Below are 23,740 nucleotides of genomic sequence, written 5' to 3'. Positions count from 1 at the left end.
ACCAGTATGACCACCGGCACCCGGATAACCGATGTAAGTGGAGAGAACCACGCGCGTGCGGGGTCCCGTCCTGCCTTGCGCGCGGCGAAGGTGTTCGATGTGTCGCAGGTACGTGACCTGCAAGTCGGGGACCTCGTTTTTATCCGCGTCACGGCACGTCCGTTCCTCGAAGTGGCTTATGCCACGCTTTCGTGGACGAATCATGTTGGCATCGTCGTCGACACGCGTGGCGACGATCCGTTGATCGCGGAAAGCACCTTCCCGTTCGCACGCACCACGCGCATGACGCGTTTTCTACAGCGCTCCGAAAACGGGCGCTACGCAGTCGCGAGACTCTCGATACCGCTCGACGATCGGCGCCGCAACACGTTGATCGCGGCGGCGACGCGTCGCTTGGGCACGTTCTACGACACCGGCTTCAACCTGCATTCGCGGCGCCAGTTCTGTTCGCGCTTCGTGCGCGAAGTCATCAAAGAAGCGACGGGCATCCGGCTCGGCGAGACTGAGACCTTCTCGACCTTGCTCGAACGCAATCCCGATCCGAGGCTTGGTTTCTGGCGGTTTTGGTACTTTGGCCGCATTCCATGGCGGCGCGTTACCGTTACACCGGCAAGCGTGCTGGATAGTCCACATCTTCGTGTGGTGTGCGATATCGGCGGTGAAACTTCGATAGAACAGGAGGCACGCCCATGCTGATCATCGTCTTTCTTCTGTTCGGTTTCTGCTTCGCACTGGAGCGGATGAATCCGGGCTGGACGCTCCCCCCTGTGCGCACGTGGGGTGTGCGCGTGCTGCTGCTCAACGGCGTTCAGCTGGGCGTGGTGGTCGCAGCGGGGCTCACGTGGCAGCAATGGTTTTCGGCGCGATCGCTGTTCCATTTGTCGGCGCATCTGCCGCCGGTGGCTGCCGGCCTGCTGGCGTATTTCATTGCGACCTTCGTGTTTTACTGGTGGCATCGCTGGCGCCACGAATACGACTTGCTCTGGCGCGTGTTCCACCAGATTCATCACAGCGCGCAGCGGCTCGAAGTGATCACCTCGTTCTACAAGCATCCCGGCGAGATGGTCGTCAATTCGGTGATCGGCAGTGTGCTGGTTTACACGTTGCTCGGGATGTCGCCCGAGGCGGGTGCCATTTATACGCTGTGCACGGCCGTCGGGGAATTCTTCTATCACACGAATTGCCGGACGCCGCGTTGGGTCGGATACGTCTTTCAGCGCCCGGAGATGCATCGCATCCATCACGAGTACGCGCATCACAAGAACAACTACGGCGACATCACCTGGTGGGACATGATGTTCGGCACCTATGAGAATCCGCCTGCGTGGGATGGCGTCTGCGGATTCGATACTGAAAAGGAACAGCAACTGGGCGCCATGTTGCGCTATCGCGATGTACATCGTGTGGAGAAGCGCTGAACCGATGTGGTCACGGTGTTTCTGAAACGCCCTCGTGACGTGCTCCGAGGGCGTTTCTTTTGGGCTTCCGTCCCAGAACGATGCGCGTCGTCATGTTGTTACGATCGTTACATTTATGGATCGATTGTCGGGGTTTGATATGCTGATGGCACGCCAAACCGGCCATAAATGTTATTGACGCATCATTTCGATGATGACAAGATAACAATCGATTTCGCGACACCCGATCGCGCTACATAAAAATTTCGTCGCGCCGACGAAGGAGACAGACGAGATGAGTGCGCCGGTTCCGGCCGCGGCCAGTTCATCGCCCGAGCGAACAGTTCAGGTGCCGTCTCAGGCGCCGTTGGTCCGTGTGGCGGGCGTCACCAAGCGGTTTGGCGGCGTGCAGGCGCTGCGCGGCGTCGACCTCGAAGTCTTGCCCGGCGAAGTCCATGCGCTGCTCGGCGAAAACGGCGCCGGCAAATCCACGCTGATCAAGATCCTGAGTGGCGTACATGCCTATGACGAAGGCTCTATCGAGATCGCCGGCCAGAAAGTCGCATTCGATTCGCCCGCCCGCTCACGCGATGCCGGTATCGCCGTCGTCTACCAGGATCTGAGTCTCGTCGAGTCGCTTTCTGTGGCGGCCAACCTGATGCTGGGGCGCGAGCCGCGCACCCGGCTCGGTTTCGTGAAGAAGCGCGCATTGATGGCGCAAGTCAGCGATTTTCTGCACGAGCACGGCATTCCGCTCGATCCGCGTGTGCCGGTCGGTTCATTGCCGTTCGCCTACCGGCAGATGACCGAGATCTGCAAGGCGTTGATGGGCGACGTGCGCGTGCTAATCCTCGATGAACCAACGTCGGCGCTGACCGGCGGCGAAGAGCAGATCCTGTTCGACGCGATTCGCGCCGTGACCGATCGTGGCGTGGGCGTGATCTATGTCACGCATCGGTTGAACGAGGTGTTTCGTATTTCGCAGCGCGTGACCGTATTCCGCGACGGCAGGAACGCAGGCATGTTCGCCACCGCCGATACCGACATGAAGCAGCTCGTCGCAGCAATCGTCGGTCCGGGGCATGCCGCGGTGCAGATGCGCGAGCAGCGTCGCGGTGTTGCTGCGAATGACCAGACCACAGCCGCGGGAACACCGGTTCTCACGCTGTCCGGTGTCAGCAACGACCGGCTGCACGATGTGAGCCTCACGCTGCACAAAGGCGAGATTCATGGGCTTGCGGGATTGATCGGCAGTGGCCGCACTGAGATTCTGCAAACGGTGTTCGGCCTGCGTTCCGCCGATAGCGGCGAGATCGTGATCGACGGTCGCCCGATCACCCGCCATACGGCTGCGGACGCGATCAAACTCGGCATCGCGCTAGTACCGGAAGACCGCCATCTCCAGGGGCTCGTGCTCGATCATTCGATCGAACGCAATCTGACCTTGCCGCGACTGCCTCATTTCTCGCGCTGGGGCTGGCTGCGTAGCGGCGCGGCGCTTCAGCAAGCGCAAGGCGCAATGAAAAAGCTGGCCGTTAAAGCACCGGGTGCGTCCACCGACGTCAAGTTTCTGTCGGGCGGCAATCAGCAGAAGGTTGTCTTCGCCAAGTGGAATCATCCGCGACCGAATGTGCTGTTGCTCGATGAACCGACCGTCGGCGTCGATGTCGGCGCGCGCGAAGAAATCTACGGCGTTGTGTACGATGCGGCGCTGGCCGGAACCGGCGTGCTCGTCGTGTCGTCGGATCTCGACGAACTGCTGCGCCTGTGCGATCGCATTTCCATCGTGGTCGACGGCTGCATTGTCGATACCGTCGAGCGCGCCACGCTTGCCAACGCCGAAGAGCTTCATCACCTGATCCAGGTTTCGCGATCCACGAACGAGCTTGCAACATGAACGATTCCGTCCCGTCGCTGGCAACTGACCAGCAGGTCGCCCAATCGCCGCAACAGAGCCGCGCACGACGGCTCGCCCGACTGCTGCTGCAGGGCGACCGGCCGTATGCGCTTTATTTCGCATTCGCGATCCTGCTCGTCGTGTTCAGCCTCGCGTCGCCGTGGTTCCTGTCCATCGACAACTTTCTGAACATCGGCCGACAGACGGCACTCGTGTCGATCATCGCGATCGGCATGACGTTCGTGATCATCGCGCGGCAAATCGATCTGTCGGTGGGTTCGACGCTCGCGTTGTCGGGCATGTCCGCGGCACTGGCGATGGCGTACGTCGGCGACAGCTGGTTCGTCGGCGCGCTGGCGGGCATCGGCACGGGTGCCGTGGTGGGGTTGATCAACGGCGTGATCACGACGCGGCTCAACATTCCTTCGTTTCTCGTCACGCTCGGCACACTCAGCGCGGCACGCGGGCTCGCGCTGCTGCTCACGACAACGCGGCCTGTCATCATCACCAACGATTCATTCATCTCGATCTTCGGCGAAGGCGATATCGCCGGCGTACCGGTGCCGATCATCTGGACCGGTCTCGCGGTGATCGGCGGCATCTTGCTGCTGCACTACAGCGTGTTCGGCCGCCAGGTTTACGCGGCGGGCGGCAACCCGACCGCGGCGCTGTACTCGGGCATCAACATCCGGCGCGTCACCACGCTCGCGTTCGTGCTGACCGGCATGCTCGCGGGAGTTGCGGCGCTCGTGCTGTCGGCGCGCTCGCATGCGGCGCGGCCCGACGTGGTGCAGGGGCTCGAACTCGACGTGATCGCGTCGGTGACGCTCGGCGGCTGCAGTCTGTTCGGCGGGCGCGGGTTCGTGCTGGGGACGTTGCTCGGTAGCCTGATCATCGGAACGCTCAACAATGGCCTCGTGCTGCTCGGCGTCAGCTCTTCGCTGCAGCTTGTCATCAAGGGGGCGATCATCGTTGCGGCGGTGGCGTTTACGAAGAAGTGACGTGGGGTATGGACAGTTCGCGGTAGTCGAGAAAGTCAGGAGACTCAATACATGAAGACCAACGGAGGGGAATCATGAAACAACGTCGTGTCTCGAGGATGGTGTGGGCCAGCGTGATCGCCGCGGCAAGCATGGCGGTCTTCGCTTCTTCCAGCGCCAGTGCGCAGACCTGCATGAAGGGATTGTCGCCGGCGACGATCGGGCCGAAGACGATCGTCGGGCAAGGACCGAACGGCGAAAAAGCCGCCTCGGTAGATAGCGTACAGCTGAGCGCCGCCGAAGCCGCCAAGGTGAAAGCGGGCAAATTCAAGGTCGGCATTTCGATGCAGACGATGAACCTCGACTGGTCGCAGCTGCAGGTGCAGGGCATCACCGATACGCTGAAGAAATACGGCGTCGAAGTGATCGGCACCGCGTCGGCCGAGTATCAGGTCGACAAGCAGATCGCCGATATCGAGAACACCATCCAGCGGCATCCGGACGGGATTATTTCGATTCCGGTCGACGGCATGGCGACGGCCGCGACCTACAAGAAGGTGTCCGCGGCCGGCATCAAGCTGGTGTTCATGGATAACGTGCCGGGCGGACTGCGTCATCCGGAGCAATACTCGGCGATGGTGTCCGCCGACAGCGAAGGCAACGGCCAGATCGCTGCGAAAGTGCTCGCGTCGTGCATTCCGCAGGGCGGCACGGTCGGGCTCGTCAACTTCGGTGTCGACTACTTCAGCACGAAGGAGCGCACCAAGGCCGTCAACGACTGGATGAAGAAGAACCGGCCCGACATCAAGATCAAGCAGGTCGACTTCACGGACCCGTCGAAGGTCGGACAGATTGCCGGCGACTTCCTCACGGCGAATCCCGATGTGAAGGGCGTGTTCGCGGTGTGGGATCAACCGGCACTCGATACGCTGACCTCGATGCGCGCACAGGGTTTGAATATCCCGGTCACGACCGTCGACCTGGGCCTCGAATCCGCGATCGAAATTGCCAAAGGCGGACCGCTGAAGGCAACCGGTTCACAACGTCCATATGATCAGGGCGTCGCCGAAGCACTCGCGATGATGAAGTCGCTGATCGGACAGACGCCGCCGGCCTGGATCGGGGTTCAGTCGCTGCCGGTCGTGCAGTCGAATGTGCTCGAGTCTTACAAGACGGTGTTCAAGAAAGATCCGCCGCCGCAGCTGGCGGATGCGTGCAAGAAGGCGGGGGCGTCCTGCGGTTGATCTGCAGGAGCTGCTGTGAGTCGGGGCGAGCGGCGCCCCGACTTTCGGTCCCCGATGCAGCCCGAACTGGCCTTGTCCGTTCCACTGAAATCGTGTCTGTCCGATGCGTCTGGAAGTCACGCAAAATGACCCACGGACAAAGCCACGAGCAGTAACAGGGGACTCCAGCATGACAACCATTCCACACGACGTGCTTCACATCGATGAAGCAGACGCGTTCCGATTGCTAGCCACGTTACCGCTGCCGTTCGCCGTACTCTTCGAGCGCGCCGACGTATCCGTCGAATTGTTCGCGCCTCGCGGAATCGACACGCAGTCGCCCCACACACGCGACGAGTTGTACATCGTCGCGGCGGGATCGGGGACGTTTCGCCGGGCGGATCAGGTGTGCGAATTCAAGGCCGGCGATCTGCTGTTCGTCCCGGCACACGTCGAACACCGCTTCGAACGCTTCAGCGACGATTTCCGAACCTGGGTCATTTTCTTCGGCCCGGAGGGCGGTGCCGGTGCGTGATAAGACGTGACTACGCACGCCGCAGAAACGACCGATCGAGCCCGACAACCTCCGGGCATCCCAGCAGTTGCAGGGTAGTCAGCATTTCGGCGGCTAGCAGGGCGAGCACTTCGTTAGCACCGGCCTCTCCGCGGGACGCAACGCCATAGAGCGGCGCTCTGCCAAGCAATACACCGCGTGCGCCAAGCGCCAGCGCCTTGACGACATCGCTGCCGCGCCGCACACCGCCGTCGACAAAAACGTCGAGCCTGTCACCGACGGCAGCGACGATTTCCGGCAATACATCGAGCGAGGCCGGTGCGCCGCCCAGTTGCCGGCCGCCATGATTCGACACAACGATCGCGTCAGCATCGTGGGCCGCGGCCAGTAGCGCGCTGCGCACGGTCTGGATGCCCTTGACGATCACCTTGCCGCTCCAGTGCTGCCTCACCCAATCCAGATCGTGCCAGCCGAGCGTCAGATCCATCTGCCGGCTCAGCATCGCAGCATGGCGCGACAGATCCGCGCGCTCGCCGAGGCTTCTCGCGATGTTCTGCAATTGCGGCGTGCCGTGGCGCAGCATCTGCCAGCACCAGTGCGGTCGCGTCACGCAGTCGGCGAGCAGTTTCGGCGATAACCGCAGCGGCAACCGGAAGCCGTTGCGAATCTCATAGTCGCGTTTGCCGTGCACCGGTGTATCGACGGTCAGAACCAGCGTCGAATAACCGGCCGCGCCCGCGCGACGCATCACGTCCTCGGCGATGCGCCGGTCCTGCTGCACATAGAGTTGCATCCATAGATCGCCGTCCGGCGCGTGGGCGCGCACGTCTTCGAGCAGCGACGTCGAAGCCGTCGACAGCACGAACGGCAGGCCTGCCCGGCTTGCAGCCTGGGCCAGCAGCTCGTCGGCACGCGGCCAGAACAGCCCGTTGAGCCCGGTAGGACCGACGACCATCGGTGCGGCCGCCGCGCGCCCAAAAAACTGCGTCGCAGTGGAGCAATGCGAAATGTCGGTCAGCACGCGCGGACTGAAACACCACTGCCGGTACGCATCGCGATTGCGCTGCAACGCGTCGCCATCTTCGGCGCCGCCGTCGAGGTAGTCGAAAGCGAGGCGCGGCAGGCGCCGGCGGGCGGCGAGGCGGTAGTCGGCAACACAGGAAAGCATGGGCACTCCACGTAAAACGAATCGTTTTTAATTTATCGATTCGATTGCATTACAATCGCTACAAGTGTAGTTCGATACATCAACCGGCCGCCCTCATGCCCGAACACGCCATCGCCAAGTCCCGCAAGCCGCGCGATCCCGACGCGCCGCGCTCATCGCTTTTCGTCGGTTCGACGGAAAAAGCATTCCAGGTGCTGCACGCCTTCGACGGTCCGAACCGTCACCTGACGCTGATCGACATCGCGCGCACCTCCGGCCTCGACCGCAGTGCGACGCAGCGGCTCGTGCATACGCTCGAAGCGCTCGGCTACCTCGAGCGGATTCCGGAAACGCGCAACTACGGGCTCACCACCAAGGTGCTGCAGTTCTCGTACAACTACGTGCGCGCGAACGAACTCATCGACAAGGCCTCGCCGTATCTGCTCGACATCAGCCGGCGGCTTGGTGAAACCACCAACCTGCTGGAACTCGACGGCCCGGACATCGTATTTGTCGCGCGTTTCCCCGGTCAGCATCTGGTGAATATCGACATCGTGGTCGGCGCGCGCCTGCCGGCGCTCTTCACGGCGGCAGGCACCGCGATCCTGTCGCGACTGTCCGACGAAAGCGTGCGCGAAGTACTCGCGCAGACCCCGCTGGACCCGCTCACGCACTACACCGAAACCGATCCGGACAAGCTGCTCGAACGCGTGCGCAAGGTCGCGCGTCGCGGCTACGCGGTGATCGAAAACGAAACCGTGCTCGGCGATATTTCGGTGGCTGCACCGGTTACGGATCATGGCGGCATCGGCGTTGCAGCGATCAATATCTCGGTGCCGACCTCGCGCTGGTCGCGCGAACGCGTGGAAGCCGAACTCGCGCAGCACGTGCAGGTTGCCGCGACGTCGATCTCGAAGGCGCGGCTCGCGGGGTATCCGCGCTGAACGCTCAGAAGCGGCGCTCGAAGGCATTGAGCTGTCGCTCGAGTTCGGTCCGCAGGCTCGCCGACAGCGCCGGCGCGGCCCGAACCAGCGGCGCCAGCATCGCGGGCGCGTGCACGCCGATCAGATCCATCACCGACTTGATCGGACCGGGGTTGGTCTCCGCGAACGCCATGTTCATCAGCGGGATCAGCGTGCGATGCAGTGCAAGAGCATCCTGCGTGTTACCGCCTACCGCGAGCCGGTACATCGTGCGCCACGCCGTGGGCAGCAAGCTCGCCGTCACGACGATGCCACCACGCGCGCCCGCCGCGACATGCAGCGGAAACAGCGTGTCTTCGCCGCTCAGCACCGAGAACGACGCGTCGACGCCCGCCACCGTCCGCAGGAAGTGCCACATGTCCGTGTTGCACGCCTTCATACCGATGATCCGTTCGTGCTGCGACAGTTCGTGCAGAACCTCGGGCGTGATCGCGATGCGCGTGCGGTACGGGATCTCGTAGATCAGGATCGGCGCCGGCGCTTCGTCTGCATAGCGCATGTAGTAATCGCGAATGCCTTGCTGCGTCGGATTCGTGTAGTACGGCGTCAGCACCAGCAGCGCGTCCGCACCGGCCGCCGCAAATTCGCGGCCGGCCTGCAGCGCATCGTGATACCCCGGGTCCAGCACGCCCGCGATGACCGGCACCTTGCCCGCGCATTCGCCTGCGGTCAGCTCGGCCATACGGACGCGTTCGGTGCGCGCGAGTGCGCCATATTCACCCGTACCGCCGAGCGGCACGATGCCGTCCACCCCTTGCTTCAACAGATAGCGGATCAGCGCGCGTGCGGCGTCGGCATCGATGGTGTCGTCGGCATGGACCGGGGTGGGAATCGCCGGCAGGACGCCTTGTAGTTGTTGGGCTGAAAGCATGGCAGGTCTCGGGGAACAGGGAGAAGCAGGGAAGATCAGGGAGTCAGGCTGCGGCGGCGCAACCGGTCAGCAAGCCAGATCAGCGCGGCGACGAAGACGAACAGGCAGGTCGAGACCGCGGCGATGACCGGTGAAATCTGCATCGTGATTTCGTCCCAGAACTGCTTGGGCAAGGTCGTGCTCAAGCCGCCGGACGTGAACAGCGCGATCGTCAGTTCGTCGAACGAGGTCGCGAATGCAAAGAGAAACGACGACATCAGGCCCGCGCCGAGTATCGGAAAGGTGACGCGGCGCAGCGTGGCCCACGGGCGGGCGCCCATGCTGTAGGCGGCGAGATCTAGGCGTGTGTCGTAGTGGCGCAATACCGCGGCCATCGTGATCACCACATACGGCACGGCTACCGTGGTGTGCGCGAGCACGAGTCCAAACGACGAGCCGACCAGACCGATTTTCGCGAAGAAATAAAACACACCGACCGCGATGATCATGCGCGGCACGACGATCGGCGCGAGTACGAACGCGAGCATCGCGGTCTTGCCGCGCATGCCGCCGCGTACCAGCAGGAATGCAGCAGGTGTGCCGATCAGCATCGACAGGATGCCGCTGCCGATGCCAACCAGCATCGACCGTGTGATCGCCTGCATCCACAGCGGCGAATCGACGATCTCGCGATACCACTGCAGCGAGAAACCGTGCGGCGGCCACGACAGGCCCGAGCCCGAATCGAACGATAGCGGGATCATCAGGAACGCTGGTGCGCTGAGAAACACGAGCAGCAGGATCACGACCATGCGCAGCGTCAGGCTTTCGCCGCCGCCTGCGCGTCCGCGCCGGGAGCGGCGTTTCGGCAGCACGCCGAGCAGCGCATCGGTGGCGTGACCGAGGGCGCTCAGCACTGCGTTGCCGAGTGCTCGGCTCCATCTGCCGCCGGATGTCGCACGCGGGGCAGCGCTGCTGCCGCCCGCCATGGTCGACAGTCCCACGAGGCGGTCGTAGACCAGAAACACGATCAGTACCACCGTGAGCAGCAGCACTGAGATCGCGCCTGCAAAGCCCCAGTTCAACGCCTGCATGACCTGGTCGATGATCAGTTGCGTGATCATCGTTTGATGGCGGCCGCCCAGCAGCGTCGGCGTGATGAAGAAACCGATCGCCGTGACGAACACCATCAATGCGCCTGCGGCGACGCCAGGTAGCGACAGCGGAAAATACACCTTCCAGAACACCATGCCAGGCCGCGCACCGAGCGTCGCGGCGGCACCGGTCAGACGCCGGTCGATGTTCTCCATCACCGAGAGCATCGTGAGCACGGCGAGCGGCATCAGCGCGTGCACCATGCCGACGATCACACTCGAGAAGTGATACAGCAGGCTCAAAGGCTCGTCGATCAGGCCGAGGCTAAGCAGCGCCTGATTGATCACGCCGTTGCGCCCGAGCAGCACGACCCACGCGAACGTACGCACGAGAAAGCTGGTCCAGAACGACAGCAGTACCCAGAACAGCAAGCGGTTCTTGCGCTCGCGCGTGAGCGACGAGATCAGGTAGGCGATCGGATAGCCCGTGAGCACCGAGAAGAAGGTCGTCCATAGCGATACCTTCAGCGTGATCAGCAGCACGTCCACATAGACCGGTGAAGCAAACAGCCGCCGGTATTCGATCAGCGTGAAGCCGGCGTCGTTGTGAACACTCAGCAGCAGCAACTGACCAACCGGATAGACCAGCATCACGAGCAGCAGCGCGACGATCGGCGTGGCCATCGCGCCGGGCCGCAGCCACGCGCGCCAGCGAGCGCGCCGCGCAGCCGCAGCGGGCGTAGGACGTACTGGCTGTGCGGTCAGGGCGGAGGGATTCATCGCTTAGCCCGCGATCGCGACCGCGTCGGCGGTCAGCCACGACAGCCCGAGCGTCTGGCCGATCTCATACGGAGCGCCGAGCCGCTGGGTGGGAAACGCGGCGACGAGCGGCGCGGCGTCGGGTGCCGGCGGTTGCAGATAGAGCCGCGTCATGCTGCCGGTCACCATGATGTCGGTGAGCTTCGCCGACAGTGTGCAGCCGCCCGCCGTATCCGCGAACGCGCTGTCGTGTACCCGCAGGTTCTGCGGGCGCAGCATCAGCTTGACCTGCTTGCCGTTGCCGATCAGCGAGTCGTAGGCCATCGCGCTGCCTTTCGCGATGCCCTGCATGCTCACGCGTACCTGGTTGCCGGCACGTTCGGTCACGACTGCGTCGAGCAGGTTCGATTCGCCGAGAAAGTCCGCGACAAATACGCTCTTCGGCCGGAAGTAGAGGTCGGCAGGGGCGCCGAGCTGGGCGATCGCGCCGCCGTTCATCAGGCAGATGCGATCGGACATCGTCATCGCTTCTTCCTGATCGTGCGTGACGTAGACGATCGTCGTGCCAAGCTCGCGATGAATCCGTTTGATTTCAAGCTGCATCTGGTCGCGCAGCTTCTTGTCGAGCGCGCCGAGCGGTTCGTCCATCAGGATGATCGACGGCCGGTAAACCATGCAGCGCGCAAGCGCGATGCGTTGCTGCTGGCCACCCGACAGCTCGCGCGGATAACGCGCCGCGACGTGCGGTAGATGCACCATCTCCAGCGCCTGCATGACCTGGGCGCGCGCGGTTTTGGCGTCGACCTTGCGCATCTGCAGTGGAAACGCGATGTTTTCCGCGACCGTCATGTGCGGAAACAGCGCGTAGTTCTGGAACACCATGCCGATGTCGCGCTCATACGGCGCACCATAGGTCACGTCGATACCGTTGATCAGAACCTGTCCTGCGTCAGGCTGTGCAAGTCCGGCGATCAGGCTAAGCAGCGTCGTCTTGCCCGAACCGCTCGGTCCGAGCAAGGTCAGGAACTCGCCTTGAGCGACGTTGAGATCGAGCGGGGCGAGCGCGACGAAATCGCCGTAGCGCTTGCTGAGTCCCGAGATTTGCAGGTTCGAGGCGGACATGGGCATCGGGTTCCGTGAAGGTGACAGCGCGCTCAGCTCAGAATCCAGCGGTTAAAGCGCTCGAGCGCGACGCTCTGATTGGCTTGCCAGTATTTCGCATCGATATGCAGGCCGCTCTTGATGTTCGCCGGATACGTCGGGCAATTCTTCGCGATCTCGGGTTTGATGAAGTCAAACGCTTCCGGTTGCGTGACACCGGCCGGGAAATGCTCGGTGAGTGCGGCCTGGCGTTTCGGATCGGAGGCGAACTTGATGAACTCGCGGCATGCATCGGCGTTCGGCGTGCCTTTGAGGATCGACCAGTTGTCGCAGCCCCAGACGTTCTGATCCCACACGATGCCAACCGGTGCGCCGTTCGCGATCGCCGACTGCGCACGCGAGACCCACGTGCTGACCATCGCGACTTCGCCGGAGTCGAGCATCTGCTCGACCTGGGCGCCGGTGGTCCACCAGACGTCGACGTGCTTCGAGATCTTGTCGAGACTCGCGAAGCCGCGATCGAGATTGCACGGATAGACCTGCGATGTCGGTACACCGTCGGCCATCAGTGCTTCTTCGAGCGTGTCGAACGGGTACTTGCGCAACCCGCGGCGGCCCGGGAAGTCCTTCACGTTCCACATGTCGGCCCACGAAACGGGCGCCTTGCGTCCCTTGAACGCGTCGGTGCGATACGCGAGTACCGTCGTATAGATGTTGGTCCCGACGCCGTACGGCGACATATACTGCGCTGGAATTTTCGCGATCAGCGGGTCCGCTTCGAGCCCGTGCTTCTCCAGATACTCCTTGCCGCCGCCGGTGAGCAGCAGGATTGCCGGCTGGCTGATCTTCGCCATGTCCCACGTGTAGCTGCCGGTCTCGACCATGCTCCTGATCTGCGCGGTCGGTTCGGCATTGGCCTGCACGCCGACCACTTCGATGCCCGTCTTCTCCGTGAACGGCCGGTAGAACACCGCGCCGTAGGCCTTCGTGTAGATGCCGCCGTCGTCGCGCACGACGATGCGCTTGTTTGCCGCCCGAGACGGCGTCGAGATGAACGGGAATGCCGCCACGGCAGCGCCGGCTAGAGCCGTCTTGATGGCCGAGCGTCGGCCCGGTTGTGCTATCTGATCGCGTGCGGACGGCTTGTTCATGAAGACTCCAGGAGAGAAACGAAAATCTCGCTGCCAGGTCAGGGCAGCAGACGACCGGGGTTGAGGAGGTCGTGCGGGTCGAGTGCCTGCTTGACCGCGTGCATCAGCCGGAGTTCGGCGGCGGATTTGTAATGGGCCATTTCGCCGAGTCCGGTTTGCCCGATGCCGTGCTCCGCGCTGAACGTGCCGTGCAGTTCATGCGCGATATCGTTGACCGCGCGGCGCAGCGCACTGGCGGTCGCAGTCGGGTTCGCGAGTGCGTGCCATGCATCGAAGCTGAAGAACGGGATGAAATGCGCGTTGCCGTCGCCCAGGTGCGCGACGACCAGCACGTCGAGCCCGTCGATGAGCGCATGCACCGCGCGGGTCGCCTGTTCGATGAAGGCCGGTACCGCCGAGACTGGCACCGCACAGTCGGTGGTCAGGCCCACGCCGCCTTTCTTGTTCGCCTCCGACACGCTGTGGCGAATCGTCCAGAGAGCGTCGCGCTGGGCCTCGTTGCTGGCAACCACCGCATCGACGATGAGACCGGCTTGCGTCGCGGCTTCGAGCGTACGCTGCAGCAGGTCCGCCATTTCGTCGCCGCCACCGGTATCGGCGAGTTCGACGAGCACATGCCACGGATGCCACTCGCCGAGCGGATTGCGGCGCTCGGGCACATGTTCGATCACGAGTTCGAGCTGGCGGCGGTTGATCATTTCGAATGCGTTGAGCCGTGCGCCGCATGCAGCCTGGAAGAGACCGAGTACCTGTAGTGCCGCAGCGGGATCGACCGGTGCGAACCAGGCGAGCGCGTGATGCGTGGGCAACGGATGCAGCTTCAACGTGGCGGCAGTGATGATGCCGAGCGTGCCTTCCGTGCCGATGAACAGATGCTTCAGATCGAGCCCGGTATTGTCTTTGCGCAACGCACGCAGCCCGTTCCAGATCGTGCCGTCGGCCAGCACGACTTCGAGGCCGAGGACGTTGTCGCGGGTATTGCCATAGCGCAGCACGCTGGTGCCGCCGGCGTTCGTCGACAGCGTCCCGCCGATCTGGCACGAGCCCTCGGCGCCGAGACTGACCGGATACAGGCGCTGTTGTTCGGCGGCGGCTTCCTGCACGGTTTGCAGCACGCAGCCGGCTTCGACTTCCATCGAGCCGTTGGCCGCATCGATCCGGCGAATCTGCCGCATCCGCGACAGGCTAACGATGACGGGCGGGATACCGATGTCGGCCGGCACCGCGCCGCCGCACAGGCTGGTATTGCCGCCTTGCGGCAGTACCGGGACGCCGTGCGCTGCGCACAGACGCACGATGGCGGCGACATGCTCGGTACAGGATGGAAGTACTACGCATGCTGCGCGCCCCTTGTAGCGGCCGCGCCAGTCCTCGACAAAGCCTTCGAGATCGGACTCGGCGGTCAGTACCGCCCTGGTGCCGAATACGGCGGTCAGGGCCTCGATCAGCGGTACAACATCGGTCATTTGCCGTTCCTTTTATGGCGCCCCCGGTTGCGACGATAACCGGCATTGCTCGCTCATGGTCCGAGGAAGCATAGGAGTAAAAAAATCGCATTGAAATGTCTGTGAGTGGCATGCGATTGATTTTTGGGTTTTTCCTGTATCCATCCCAGGCTGCTTCATGGGGGTAGCTGCGCGATCTGCCGGGTAGATGACAGGTCTGTCTACCCCCGTTCCGCGCGAGCAGGATGGACCGAAAGCGGGACCGTTGGGTCTGCCGGGCAGGAACGGAGGCGCGTCCGGCGAACCGAAGCCGGACGGCAGATGAAGGGAAGTTTTACGCGTCACGCGACGCAGGAGGGGAACGTCGATCCGGGGCCGCGGGTTTTACCGGCGCGATTGTCTCGACGATCCGCGCAGTGTCCGGATCATCGCTATCCGTTCGAACCGGCTCACGCGGGCCTTCGCGCAATGAAATCGATCTCGACCAGCGCATCGCGCGCGAGTCCCGTTACACCGATACACGTACGCGCCGGCAACTGCCCCGGCGGGAAGCAGGCCGCGTAGGTCGCATTCATCGTTGCGTAGTCGCGCTTGAACTCGGTCAGGAAAATGCGCACGGAGACGACGTGTTCGAGACCGAGGCCAATCCCGCCGAGCACGAGCTTCAGGTTGTCCATCACGCGTGTCATCTGGGCCGCGACGCCGTCGGGTAGCGGCGCGTTGTCGTCGTCCGGCGAGGTCGGCATCTGGCCGGTCACGAAAACCCAACCATCCGATTCGGTGGCGTGAGAAAAAGGACCGACCGGGGTCGGTGCACCTTGAACCATCCAGAACCGGGTGGCGGTAGTCATGCTGCTGTCTCCATGGAAGCGGTGGCGTTGAGCGTTGCTTCGCTCATCTCTGTCCGCGAAGAGCATAGCGTGAAACTGTTACCCGACGAAGAAGCCCGGGTCCGCGGCTCGTCTCCGTGCAACGATCAACCCTGCGCGTGCTTCGCAGCGTCTTCAATCACTGCAGCCACTTCCTTCGGACGCGTTTCGTAGACCGAGTGACTGGCGCCCTTGAGTACCGTCGTGTGGCTATGCGCGCGTGCGTAGTACCAGCGTTCGAGATCCGGGTTGATGATCAGGTCGTCCGCGGCGACGATTCCCCAGCTCGGTTTGGTCTGCCATGCGGCAACCGTCATCGGTGTCGAGAAGACTTTCGCGGCCGTGAGAATCTGCGAGTGCGCTTCGAACTCGGCCTCGTTGTGCGGCAGATCGGCGGCGAAGTCTTTCGGGAAGTCGGCGGGGTTGAGATAGGTGTAGCCGTCGTCGGTCTTGACGATCGCGCCCGGCTGTTTCGATGTGTAGCTCGGCATGCCCTTGCCGAGCGTGCTCTCGTCTTCGCCTACAGCGGGCGCGTGAGCGGCGACGTACACCAGTCCGACGACGTTCGGCGCCACACCGGCTTCCGTGATGACCGAGCCGCCATAGCTGTGCGCGACAAGAATGGTCGGGCCGTTCTGCAGCGCGAGCACACGCTTCGTCGCAGCCACGTCGTCTTCCAGAGAGCTCAACGGTTCCTGCACGATGGACACGTTATAGCCATCCTTCTTCAGGATGTCGTAGACCGGCTTCCAGCCCGATCCGTCAACCCACGCACCGTGGACCAGCACGATGTTTTTTGCTGGCGTAGTTGCCGGTTTGGCGTCCTGCGCCATGGCGCCCGTCGAAGCGAGCAGGGAAGCGGACACGGACAATACCGCAGCGGCGAGAGGAAGCATTTTCACTTTGAACTCCGTTATCTATTGAAGAAATAGCGCAGGACTAACTAATGAACGTTGTCTGCATATGAAAGAACTGGTGCGCGTTGTATCTGGCTTCCATACCCGGGCAAACACGACGCTTTCCGCTTTTATTCCATCGTCGTGAAAATGATTCTTTCGCTGCGGTTATCGGCTCAGCACCGCGCCTTACGCTCTGCTTTCGCATGACAGATCCCGCCGACGACACTAGACTGAGCGACTTTCTTCCGAACCTGCGCTGTCACGCGATTACGCGTCGTTAGCCGACGCGTCACCCCGATAGCGCCCACCCAATCGATCGATGCCCCCCGAACCCGAACCTCCCGACGCCAGCACAGGTACCACCACAAGTACCAGTCCGATCCGCCACCCCGGTTTCCAGCGCTTCTGGTGTGCACGCGTGTTGTCGTCGGTGTCGTTCCAGATGCTGGCCGTTGCAATCGGCTGGCACATTTATGCGTTGACGCACAGCGCATACGCGCTCGGTCTTGTCGGCCTTGCGCAGTTCGTCCCGATGTTCGCGCTGACTCTCGTCGTCGGACACGTTGCCGATCGTTACGACCGTCGACGGGTCGCCGCGATTTGTCAGCTGCTCGAAGCGCTGGCGGCCTGTGTGTTTCTGATCGGTACGCTCGGCGGCTGGCTGACGGCGCCGTTCATCTATTTACTGGCCGCGTCGATCGGCACCGCGCGCGCGTTCGAGTCGCCGTCCATTTCATCGCTGTTGCCGAGCATCGTGCTGCGCGAAGAATTGCCGCGTGCGACCGCGTGGGCCACCTCGGCGAACCAGGCCGCGCAGATCGTCGGGCCGGCGCTGGGTGGACTGCTCTACGGTGTTGGGCCGATCGCGGTGTACATCGCTTCCGCAATCGCGTTTGCCGCGGCATCGGCGATGGTCAGTACCATCACGCTGCGCACAAAGCAGCCCGCGCGTCCACCGGCCACACTCAAATCGATCTTCTCGGGCATTGCGTTTATTCGCCGTGAACCGGTGGTGCTCGGTGCACTCTCGCTCGATCTGTTCGCGGTGCTGTTCGGCGGCGCGACCGCATTGCTGCCGATCTTCGCGCGCGACATCCTGCATACCGGACCGTGGGGCCTTGGCGTACTACGCTCGGCTCCGGCACTCGGCGCGCTCGCGGGCACCATCTGGCTCGCGCACTTTCCGTTGCGGCGCCGGCCCGGTGTCGCGATGTTCGGCGGCGTGATCGCGTTCGGCATCGTGACGGTCCTGTTCGGTCTGTCGCATCACTTTCTGCTGTCGCTGGCGGCGCTCGCCGCGATGGGGGCCGCGGACGTGATCAGTGTCGTCGTGCGGCTGTCGCTCGTGCAGTTGCGCACACCCGAAGAGATGCTGGGTCGCGTCAGCGCTGTCAATTCGCTCTTCATCGGCACGTCGAACCAGCTCGGCGAATTCGAATCGGGGCTCACCGCGGGCTGGTGGGGCGCGCGGGCCGCAGTGCTGGTGGGCGGCTGTGCGACGATTGGGGTTGCGCTACTGTGGATGAGGCTCTTTCCCGAACTGAGGCGCACCCGTTCGCTCGAACGGTGATGCTCCGGCTGTTGTTTCGCGTAACGTCCGCAGCGCGATACGTAACGTGTTACGAAACCGGCGATGCGCGTAGCATGCAGGAACCGCGCCGGGGTCTTGCAGTAAAGCCTTATGGCAAGGCGCTGCCGCAGATGGATGAGGGTGGGCGGACATGGCAGGATGCCGCCGGTTGCCGATGGCACGGGATGTGCATGTCCCTAGTCGGGTGGCCGGAGCGAGCCGGCCTGTGTACGACCCGATTTCAAGACCATCAGAACGAGACAAACATGCCAATACTAGACAAGGCCTGGCGCGACTGGCTGACCACCAATGTGGAACGAGGCTGTAGCGCGGAATCGATGATCGACGCGATGATCGCCTCCGGTTTCGATCACGGCACGGCGCGCGAGGCGGTGAAGCAGATCGTCCTCGGCAAGCCCGTAGCGCTGGGGCAAACCACACCGCCTGCTGTGGCATCCGCAGTCGCCACCACCTCCAGCATTACCGCCTCCAACGGCTACCACTACGAAACGTGTCCGGTGCCGGCCGGTAACGTCGTGCGAGCCGGCGGTCGCGACGTGAAGGTATTGATGCGTTGCGAGCGGCCCCAGGTGATCGTGTTCGGCGACGTGTTGAGCGCGGATGAGTGCCACGAGTTGATGGAGCGCTCGCGCCATCGCCTGAAGCGCTCGACGACCGTCAACGAACAGGACGGCAGTGAGGACGTGATCCAGAACCGCACCAGCGAAGGCATCTGGTTCCAGCGCTGCGAGGACCCGTTCATCACCACGCTCGACGAGCGCATTGCCGAACTGATGAACTGGCCGATGAACCGTGGCGAAGGCTTCCAGATCCTGCACTACAACGGCGGCGGCGAATACCGTCCGCACTTCGACTATTTCCCGCCCGATCAGGCAGGCAGTGCGAAACACATGGCGCATGGCGGGCAGCGCGTGGCCACACTGATCATCTATCTAAACGATGTGGCCGGCGGCGGCGAGACGATCTTCCCGGAAGCGGGGCTATCGGTGGTCGCGAAGCAGGGTGGCGCGGTCTACTTCTCCTACATGAACAGCCTCGGCGAACTCGATCCGCTGACGCTGCACGGCGGCGCCCCGGTGCAGTCCGGCGAGAAGTGGATCATGACCAAGTGGATGCGTCAGCGCGCGTACGAATAGCACTGCGGCCGCGACCTGTCGAAGGTCGCGGCCGCAATGTGTACGATGCGCTCAATCGCGCCTAGTACGCGAGGTAAGGCCCGAGTCCTACCGGTGTCACCTGCTGTTCGACCGCAGCGTAGACGGTGCGACCGTAGAAGAACGGCAGCCCCCAGTCGAATACCGCCGACGTCACGAACGCCGGACCTGCAAACAGCGGCATCGCCGAGTCGCCGCTATATGTCTGCGACAGCGCAACCGCATTGCCTACATTGAACGTGACCGAACTGTTCACGCCGTTCACACCCTGGATCAGCGCGCTCAACTGTTGCGTCGAGGTCGGGCAGTAGTACGCGTTGTTCGGACTCGCACACACGGGCAGCGCACTGGTCTGGAAGAACAGACCGGTCGAGCCGCTGTCGATGATACTTTTCGAATACGTGGTGCCGTTCTGCACAGTCGTGAAGGTCCCGTTCGACGGACTCACGGCGATCACCTGTGCACTGCCCAACGCGTTATTGCTCTGCGTACCAATGCCGAACACCAGCTGGCCGCTCACCGTTTTCGCGCCACCCGCTCCGATCGCGGGCAGGACTAGCAGCGAGCCGTTGTTGTCGGTGGCGAAGTACGGCACCGGGTTCGCGACCTGCAATGCCTCGGCGAGTGCCGTCGATGCGCAGGTCGTACCGGCGCAGGTGTAGTAGGTGGCCGGGATGGCCTGCTGCACGCAGTTGAAGCCGCAATCGTGCTTGAACACACCGATACCGAGGATGCCATTCGCAGCGAGCGTCGACGGCGTATTGCGTGCCGCGCCGACGTTCTTGCAATCCTGCGGGATCGCGCTGTAGTTGGGATCGATCACCTGGATCGGCAGCGACGCCGCTTTCTCGCCGCTGATCTGCACATCCGCCAGCCGCACCGAACCCCACGTGTAGCCATCGAAGAACTGCATGCATTCGGCGAGCGCGCCGCCCGTGGCCGTGGTTTCCTGCGGCAGCGCGACCGATGCAGGCAACTGCGAGGCGAAGACGCGCAGTCCCCACGAACCGGTATCGACCAGCACGTGATCGATGGTCTGGCATTGCGTCGTGCCCGGCGTGCACACCGTTACGCTGACGAACGGCATGTTCGGCACACCGCTCACGCCTGCATCGATGGTCACGGCCGCGGCGTTGGCGACCGGTATCTGCGGAGCGGGCGCTGTGTTCGTCGTCGGTGTGGGTGTCGAGGTCGAGGAACTGGAGCTGTTGCTCGTGCTGGTAGGCGTGCTGCCTCCTCCGCCGCCACCGCCGCATGCGGCGAGGAACAGCGAGATCAGGATCGCGAAGACACGCAAGAGGAACGACCGTTGATAACTCATGACCGCTCCGTTATTGAATGACGCTGACATCGACGCCGGCCGGTACGGCCTGCGGCAGATAGGCGTAGCCCGAGAACGCGCGCAGATGCCCCGCCGAGTACACGACCAGGTCGTCGGCCGACACCGCGAGCGGTGTGGCCCGGCGTGTGGCGTTCGCGGCGACATAGCGATCGAAGGCCGCGCCGAGCGTTGCCTTCAGATCGGGCAACGTCGGGCCGTCCCACGCGACACCGAAGACGATGCCATCGGCCGCGACGTATTCGCGGACGACGGTGCCCGAAGGCAGCGTGATCGTGTGCACGGTGTAGGCAGCGGAGGCCGCGGCTGCGGATGTGTACGTCAACGCATGCATGCGGATCTGGTCGTTGCCGACGCTGCTGATGTTTCCGCCGAGCGTTGCGTAGGCCGGCAAGGAGAGCGCAAAGGTCGCCCCTAGCATCGCGCCGGCAATGCGTGTATGAAGCATCGGTTTCAAGTGCGTTCCCTCGAGGTGAGAACGTCCGCGCCTGCCGGAAGGCCGGCACGGACGATAAACGGAGCACGCTCACCCCGGCCGCTCGTTCGCTGTTTCAATCGCGTTGCAGAGGTGGCGTGAATGCGTCTACGGAACGGCAGCGGAAAACTTTAGGGAGCACGAGGGTCGTGACGCAATCGTTTGCGAGGACGATTGCGTCAAACGCACCGCTTGACGCGTTTGAGAAAAAAAATCACTGGACCGGCCGGCGGTGCGGGCCGGGGTGTCGAGCCCGAAAAAGGCGTTTAAGCAAACGGCTGTTCGACGGGCGGTATCGCTGGGGAAAATATTTTTTGCGAAACGCGTGATGCAGCGTCATGGTTTAAAAAATCGCTACACATGAGCAGTGGGCGGGGGCGGTTTGAGTGGTGAACCTCGCGGCCTGTCATCGCGCGTCGCGAGTTACGCGTTGCGACGAAAGCAGCGTTGCTGTTCGTGACAGCTTTGCCGTCGCGCAAATAAAACGCGGCTACCGTTGGGAACGGCAGCCGCGTCGAAACGAAACGTCCAGCGATACGATCAGTACGCGCCAGGTGGAGGCGGCGGTGGCGAGCCCGGCGGCGGAGGTGGCGCGTAACCGTAACCAGCCGACGACTGAGCCGCGCCCATACTGCCCGCCGACACCGGAATCCGGTCTCCGGCGGCGTACATGCATTGCATGTAGGCATAGTCGTAGCGACGCTGCACGTCATAAGCCGAGCCTTGCGCCGCACCCGCACCGACCGCGCTGCCGGTTAGCAACCCGGCGCCCGCACCGATCGCGGCCCCCCGGCCGCCGCCGAACGCAGCACCGGCTGCCGCACCAAGCGCGGTACCGATGGCCGCGCTACCCAGCGCACTTGCGGTGGCGGCCTGGTTGGTCGATACGCCGCCGGTCTGTTCGAAGGCCCATTGGCGGCAAGAGCCGTCGTCCGCGCGGAACTGGTCAAACGATTTGCCGGTGCCGGGCAGCGCCATCACGCTGGGACCGGTCGGCACGATCGCGCAGGCGCTCAGTATTCCGAGCGAGGCAAGCGCTGTCACGAGAGCGAACCTGGAATGTTTCATGTGCTTCTCTTTGCGATAGATCGTCTTCAGCGGCATGTTCAGTTTCCCGGACCCGAAGGCTGGGCCGGCACCGGACGCCATCCGGTGCGGCATTCCTTCGCGTACGGGTAGTAGGTTTTCGACGCGTCGCAGTAGTACCAGGTATTGGCCGACTGCGCGGGTCCGGCATCGACCTGTCCCTGCTGGACATACTCCTGCGGTTCAGGAGCCGGCACCGGTACCGGCACGACCACCGGCGGCGGGTAGTAGTACGGCGCCCAGGGGTAGTAATAACCACCGCCGCCGATATACACGCCAACACGTGCGGCCTGTGCCGTTCCGCTCGCGCAGATGACGAGAGCGGCCGACAGCCCGAGTACAACATTGAGTTTTTTCACACGGATCTCCACGACGAACAACGGGAGCGGAACGGGCGCTCTCCGCCATGGCTGAACGCTATGCCAGCCGGCGTGGCAACTCAATTACGAGGGGCAGGATGAATTTTTCGCGGCGTTACGCCGTTAACGTTTTGGGTGTTGGCGTAATGACGGTGCGAGGGCGCGGGGTCTGGCCCGGACACGCATCAGCGGCACGCGCGGTGCTTGCGGTCGGGAATGAAACGTAACGTGCCGGTAACATCCTGTGCGCATTGGGCGTTGCAGAAGCGCAATCAAACGCGGCAGTTTCCGGGTAGATGCGAGGCAAACGCGCAGACAGACGCGCAGGCATGCCCGTTCGCGCAGCGACGTGCGCCGCTGCGCGCTATCGTGCCAGCGGCGGGTCAGACGTGATGGACGCGCGGGGGAAGATCGACGGGCGGAACCGAGATGCGGTCGTAGTCGTCGAGTTCGAGCAACAGGCTATCGACCGAGCACAACTGGCCCTTGGTCAGGTGGTTGCCGTTGAGCAGTTGATGCAGGCGTTTGCGCCAGTAAGTGGCTGGAAGAATCGGTCCACCCAGGTCGCCGAGCAGTGACGGACGCATCACTCTGGCTATGTGCGCGATTTCGTGATCGATGAACGTAATCATGGTTGTTGCCCCCGTAATTTTGTAATTTGATCGACTGAATATCGACCTTTTGTAAGACAAAACTGTAGGTCAGATTTCGCAAATTGCAACTCCGCATTCGCATTGCGAGGCTGACTGGTCGCTGGCGGACGCGCGACCCACGTCGTGTAACGAGGGAGTGTACCCGGGGTGAGCGCGCGTCAATTTGTCGATTAAGCGGCATTTCAGGCCGCATATCGCGGCGGCGCGCCGGTAAATGAAAGCAATGAAAGAAACCGGCCTTGAGGGAGGCAGCGGGAGCAAACAATGGCAGCCACGCCATCCTGTAGCCAGCAAAGGGCCACGGCGTGCCACATAGACTGCGTTCACGTTCAGCGGATTTTGCCCAGCCTTCGCGCGCAGCCGCTGCACGATTCTCCCGTTGTCCCCCACATCAAGGAGCCGCACCATGAACAAGCTTATCGCCGCCGCCTCATTCGTCTCGCTCGTCGCCTTTGCTGGCGTAGCCAGCGCCCAGGATGCTCCCACCGCTAACACCGCACCCGACCAGTCCGCCACCGCGCAGCCCGGTTCGACGAACGCCGGTGCGGCCGATGTAGGCGGATCGTATGCCGGCTCGGGTGCGTCGGGCGGTTCGATGGGACTGTCGCGTCAGGCCGTGCGTCAGCAACTGATCAACGCCGAGCGCGACGGTCAGATCCAGCAACTGAACAACACGGTCTACAAGGGCGACTGACGCAAACGGGCGACGCACCGCGTGCGTCGCCCTTCGTCCGCGCGCTTGTTGCTCATTGCGCCCTGCGCCGTCCCGCTTCC

Annotated in this window: 23 protein-coding genes; 10 read left to right on the top strand and 13 right to left on the bottom strand. The window is 63.1% G+C overall.

What is annotated here, in order from left to right:
* The first annotated feature begins 6 nt into the window (after positions 1-6).
* The 6 genes from BWP39_RS22445 to BWP39_RS22420 all read left to right on the top strand — a co-directional run bounded on the left by BWP39_RS22445 (position 7) and on the right by BWP39_RS22420 (position 6,032).
* Positions 7-696 carry a YebB family permuted papain-like enzyme gene (locus BWP39_RS22445; protein ID WP_096726099.1) on the top strand — a complete coding sequence of 230 codons (690 nt, stop codon included), beginning with the start codon at positions 7-9 and terminating at the stop codon, positions 694-696.
* Complete coding sequence (locus BWP39_RS22440) at positions 690-1,418, top strand: sterol desaturase family protein (protein WP_096724205.1); 729 nt, start codon at positions 690-692, stop codon at positions 1,416-1,418. Before BWP39_RS22445 ends, BWP39_RS22440 begins: the two co-directional genes overlap by 7 nt.
* A gap of 274 nt (positions 1,419-1,692) precedes the next feature.
* A complete protein-coding gene (locus tag BWP39_RS22435) occupies positions 1,693-3,294 on the top strand; it encodes a sugar ABC transporter ATP-binding protein (RefSeq protein WP_096724203.1) in 1,602 nt (533 codons plus the stop codon).
* Positions 3,291-4,295, top strand: a complete 1,005-nt coding sequence (locus tag BWP39_RS22430) for an ABC transporter permease (RefSeq protein ID WP_096724201.1) — start codon at positions 3,291-3,293, stop codon at positions 4,293-4,295. The genes BWP39_RS22435 and BWP39_RS22430 overlap by 4 nt, the downstream gene beginning before the upstream one ends.
* Positions 4,296-4,369: 74 nt before the next feature.
* Positions 4,370-5,518, top strand: coding sequence for a substrate-binding domain-containing protein (locus BWP39_RS22425; RefSeq protein ID WP_096724199.1), 1,149 nt, complete (start codon positions 4,370-4,372; stop codon positions 5,516-5,518).
* A gap of 169 nt (positions 5,519-5,687) precedes the next feature.
* On the top strand, positions 5,688-6,032 hold the full coding sequence (locus tag BWP39_RS22420) for a cupin domain-containing protein (protein ID WP_096724197.1): 345 nt from the start codon (positions 5,688-5,690) through the stop codon (positions 6,030-6,032).
* Between the two features lie 10 nt (positions 6,033-6,042).
* Here BWP39_RS22420 and BWP39_RS22415 read toward each other — a convergent pair whose 3' ends face one another.
* Entirely contained in the window at positions 6,043-7,179 is a 1,137-nt protein-coding gene (locus BWP39_RS22415; RefSeq protein WP_096724195.1) for an alpha-hydroxy acid oxidase, read from the bottom strand.
* Positions 7,180-7,274: 95 nt separating this feature from the next.
* Between BWP39_RS22415 and BWP39_RS22410 the strand changes: the two genes are divergently transcribed.
* Positions 7,275-8,102, top strand: a complete 828-nt coding sequence (locus tag BWP39_RS22410) for an IclR family transcriptional regulator (RefSeq protein ID WP_096724193.1) — start codon at positions 7,275-7,277, stop codon at positions 8,100-8,102.
* A 4-nt stretch (positions 8,103-8,106) separates the two neighbouring features.
* Here BWP39_RS22410 and dapA read toward each other — a convergent pair whose 3' ends face one another.
* From dapA to BWP39_RS22370, 7 genes are all read right to left on the bottom strand, one after another.
* Positions 8,107-9,012: a 4-hydroxy-tetrahydrodipicolinate synthase gene (gene dapA / locus BWP39_RS22405; protein ID WP_096724191.1), complete on the bottom strand. Its 906-nt coding sequence runs from the start codon at positions 9,010-9,012 to the stop codon at positions 8,107-8,109.
* Positions 9,013-9,047: 35 nt separating this feature from the next.
* Entirely contained in the window at positions 9,048-10,769 is a 1,722-nt protein-coding gene (locus BWP39_RS22400) for an ABC transporter permease subunit (protein ID WP_096726098.1), read from the bottom strand.
* A 99-nt stretch (positions 10,770-10,868) separates the two neighbouring features.
* A complete protein-coding gene (locus BWP39_RS22395) occupies positions 10,869-11,966 on the bottom strand; it encodes an ABC transporter ATP-binding protein (RefSeq protein WP_096724189.1) in 1,098 nt (365 codons plus the stop codon).
* A gap of 32 nt (positions 11,967-11,998) precedes the next feature.
* Complete coding sequence (locus BWP39_RS22390; RefSeq protein WP_096724187.1) at positions 11,999-13,096, bottom strand: ABC transporter substrate-binding protein; 1,098 nt, start codon at positions 13,094-13,096, stop codon at positions 11,999-12,001.
* Positions 13,097-13,134: 38 nt separating this feature from the next.
* Entirely contained in the window at positions 13,135-14,562 is a 1,428-nt protein-coding gene (locus tag BWP39_RS22385) for an FAD-binding oxidoreductase (protein ID WP_096724185.1), read from the bottom strand.
* A gap of 428 nt (positions 14,563-14,990) precedes the next feature.
* Positions 14,991-15,392, bottom strand: coding sequence for a RidA family protein (locus BWP39_RS22380; protein WP_096724183.1), 402 nt, complete (start codon positions 15,390-15,392; stop codon positions 14,991-14,993).
* 125 nt (positions 15,393-15,517) lie between these two features.
* Positions 15,518-16,306, bottom strand: a complete 789-nt coding sequence (locus BWP39_RS22370) for an alpha/beta hydrolase (protein WP_096724179.1) — start codon at positions 16,304-16,306, stop codon at positions 15,518-15,520.
* Between the two features lie 322 nt (positions 16,307-16,628).
* Between BWP39_RS22370 and BWP39_RS22365 the strand changes: the two genes are divergently transcribed.
* Positions 16,629-17,879, top strand: coding sequence for an MFS transporter (locus BWP39_RS22365; RefSeq protein ID WP_096724177.1), 1,251 nt, complete (start codon positions 16,629-16,631; stop codon positions 17,877-17,879).
* Positions 17,880-18,145: 266 nt separating this feature from the next.
* A complete protein-coding gene (locus tag BWP39_RS22360; protein ID WP_096724175.1) occupies positions 18,146-19,036 on the top strand; it encodes a 2OG-Fe(II) oxygenase in 891 nt (296 codons plus the stop codon).
* A 61-nt stretch (positions 19,037-19,097) separates the two neighbouring features.
* Here the strand turns inward: BWP39_RS22360 and BWP39_RS22355 are convergent, their stop codons facing one another.
* From BWP39_RS22355 to BWP39_RS22335, 5 genes are all read right to left on the bottom strand, one after another.
* A complete protein-coding gene (locus BWP39_RS22355; protein ID WP_096724173.1) occupies positions 19,098-20,375 on the bottom strand; it encodes a DUF3443 domain-containing protein in 1,278 nt (425 codons plus the stop codon).
* Positions 20,376-20,385: 10 nt separating this feature from the next.
* On the bottom strand, positions 20,386-20,841 hold the full coding sequence (locus BWP39_RS22350; protein WP_235851497.1) for a DUF2844 domain-containing protein: 456 nt from the start codon (positions 20,839-20,841) through the stop codon (positions 20,386-20,388).
* Positions 20,842-21,408: 567 nt separating this feature from the next.
* On the bottom strand, positions 21,409-21,936 hold the full coding sequence (locus BWP39_RS22345; RefSeq protein ID WP_096726096.1) for a YMGG-like glycine zipper-containing protein: 528 nt from the start codon (positions 21,934-21,936) through the stop codon (positions 21,409-21,411).
* 38 nt (positions 21,937-21,974) lie between these two features.
* The gene (locus BWP39_RS22340; RefSeq protein WP_096726097.1) at positions 21,975-22,313 is read right to left on the bottom strand and encodes a hypothetical protein; all 339 of its coding nucleotides are present in this window, start codon (positions 22,311-22,313) and stop codon (positions 21,975-21,977) included.
* A gap of 383 nt (positions 22,314-22,696) precedes the next feature.
* The gene (locus BWP39_RS22335; protein ID WP_096724169.1) at positions 22,697-22,945 is read right to left on the bottom strand and encodes a hypothetical protein; all 249 of its coding nucleotides are present in this window, start codon (positions 22,943-22,945) and stop codon (positions 22,697-22,699) included.
* Positions 22,946-23,372: 427 nt separating this feature from the next.
* Here BWP39_RS22335 and BWP39_RS22330 point away from each other — a divergent pair, with 427 nt between their 5' ends.
* Positions 23,373-23,660: a hypothetical protein gene (locus BWP39_RS22330; protein ID WP_096724167.1), complete on the top strand. Its 288-nt coding sequence runs from the start codon at positions 23,373-23,375 to the stop codon at positions 23,658-23,660.
* The last annotated feature ends 80 nt before the right edge of the window (positions 23,661-23,740 follow it).

This window comes from Paraburkholderia acidicola (assembly GCF_002362315.1).
GTDB classification, from domain to species: domain Bacteria; phylum Pseudomonadota; class Gammaproteobacteria; order Burkholderiales; family Burkholderiaceae; genus Paraburkholderia; species Paraburkholderia acidicola.
This window is presented reverse-complemented; position numbering and strand designations above follow the sequence as displayed.

What these genes read in the sequence shown, in the direction of transcription:
- BWP39_RS22435 (WP_096724203.1), top strand. Translation starts at nt 1,693, where the DNA reads ATGAGTGCGCCGGTTCCGGCCGCGGCCAGTTCATCGCCCGAGCGAACA.
- BWP39_RS22370 (WP_096724179.1), bottom strand. Translation starts at nt 16,306, where the DNA reads ATGCTTCCTCTCGCCGCTGCGGTATTGTCCGTGTCCGCTTCCCTGCTC.
- BWP39_RS22445 (WP_096726099.1), top strand. Translation starts at nt 7, where the DNA reads ATGACCACCGGCACCCGGATAACCGATGTAAGTGGAGAGAACCACGCG.
- BWP39_RS22345 (WP_096726096.1), bottom strand. Translation starts at nt 21,936, where the DNA reads ATGAAACATTCCAGGTTCGCTCTCGTGACAGCGCTTGCCTCGCTCGGA.
- BWP39_RS22335 (WP_096724169.1), bottom strand. Translation starts at nt 22,945, where the DNA reads ATGATTACGTTCATCGATCACGAAATCGCGCACATAGCCAGAGTGATG.
- BWP39_RS22395 (WP_096724189.1), bottom strand. Translation starts at nt 11,966, where the DNA reads ATGTCCGCCTCGAACCTGCAAATCTCGGGACTCAGCAAGCGCTACGGC.
- dapA (WP_096724191.1), bottom strand. Translation starts at nt 9,012, where the DNA reads ATGCTTTCAGCCCAACAACTACAAGGCGTCCTGCCGGCGATTCCCACC.
- BWP39_RS22425 (WP_096724199.1), top strand. Translation starts at nt 4,370, where the DNA reads ATGAAACAACGTCGTGTCTCGAGGATGGTGTGGGCCAGCGTGATCGCC.
- BWP39_RS22365 (WP_096724177.1), top strand. Translation starts at nt 16,629, where the DNA reads ATGCCCCCCGAACCCGAACCTCCCGACGCCAGCACAGGTACCACCACA.
- BWP39_RS22350 (WP_235851497.1), bottom strand. Translation starts at nt 20,841, where the DNA reads ATGCTTCATACACGCATTGCCGGCGCGATGCTAGGGGCGACCTTTGCG.
- BWP39_RS22380 (WP_096724183.1), bottom strand. Translation starts at nt 15,392, where the DNA reads ATGACTACCGCCACCCGGTTCTGGATGGTTCAAGGTGCACCGACCCCG.
- BWP39_RS22400 (WP_096726098.1), bottom strand. Translation starts at nt 10,769, where the DNA reads ATGGCCACGCCGATCGTCGCGCTGCTGCTCGTGATGCTGGTCTATCCG.
- BWP39_RS22410 (WP_096724193.1), top strand. Translation starts at nt 7,275, where the DNA reads ATGCCCGAACACGCCATCGCCAAGTCCCGCAAGCCGCGCGATCCCGAC.
- BWP39_RS22430 (WP_096724201.1), top strand. Translation starts at nt 3,291, where the DNA reads ATGAACGATTCCGTCCCGTCGCTGGCAACTGACCAGCAGGTCGCCCAA.
- BWP39_RS22330 (WP_096724167.1), top strand. Translation starts at nt 23,373, where the DNA reads ATGAACAAGCTTATCGCCGCCGCCTCATTCGTCTCGCTCGTCGCCTTT.
- BWP39_RS22420 (WP_096724197.1), top strand. Translation starts at nt 5,688, where the DNA reads ATGACAACCATTCCACACGACGTGCTTCACATCGATGAAGCAGACGCG.
- BWP39_RS22355 (WP_096724173.1), bottom strand. Translation starts at nt 20,375, where the DNA reads ATGAGTTATCAACGGTCGTTCCTCTTGCGTGTCTTCGCGATCCTGATC.
- BWP39_RS22385 (WP_096724185.1), bottom strand. Translation starts at nt 14,562, where the DNA reads ATGACCGATGTTGTACCGCTGATCGAGGCCCTGACCGCCGTATTCGGC.
- BWP39_RS22390 (WP_096724187.1), bottom strand. Translation starts at nt 13,096, where the DNA reads ATGAACAAGCCGTCCGCACGCGATCAGATAGCACAACCGGGCCGACGC.
- BWP39_RS22360 (WP_096724175.1), top strand. Translation starts at nt 18,146, where the DNA reads ATGCCAATACTAGACAAGGCCTGGCGCGACTGGCTGACCACCAATGTG.
- BWP39_RS22415 (WP_096724195.1), bottom strand. Translation starts at nt 7,179, where the DNA reads ATGCTTTCCTGTGTTGCCGACTACCGCCTCGCCGCCCGCCGGCGCCTG.
- BWP39_RS22440 (WP_096724205.1), top strand. Translation starts at nt 690, where the DNA reads ATGCTGATCATCGTCTTTCTTCTGTTCGGTTTCTGCTTCGCACTGGAG.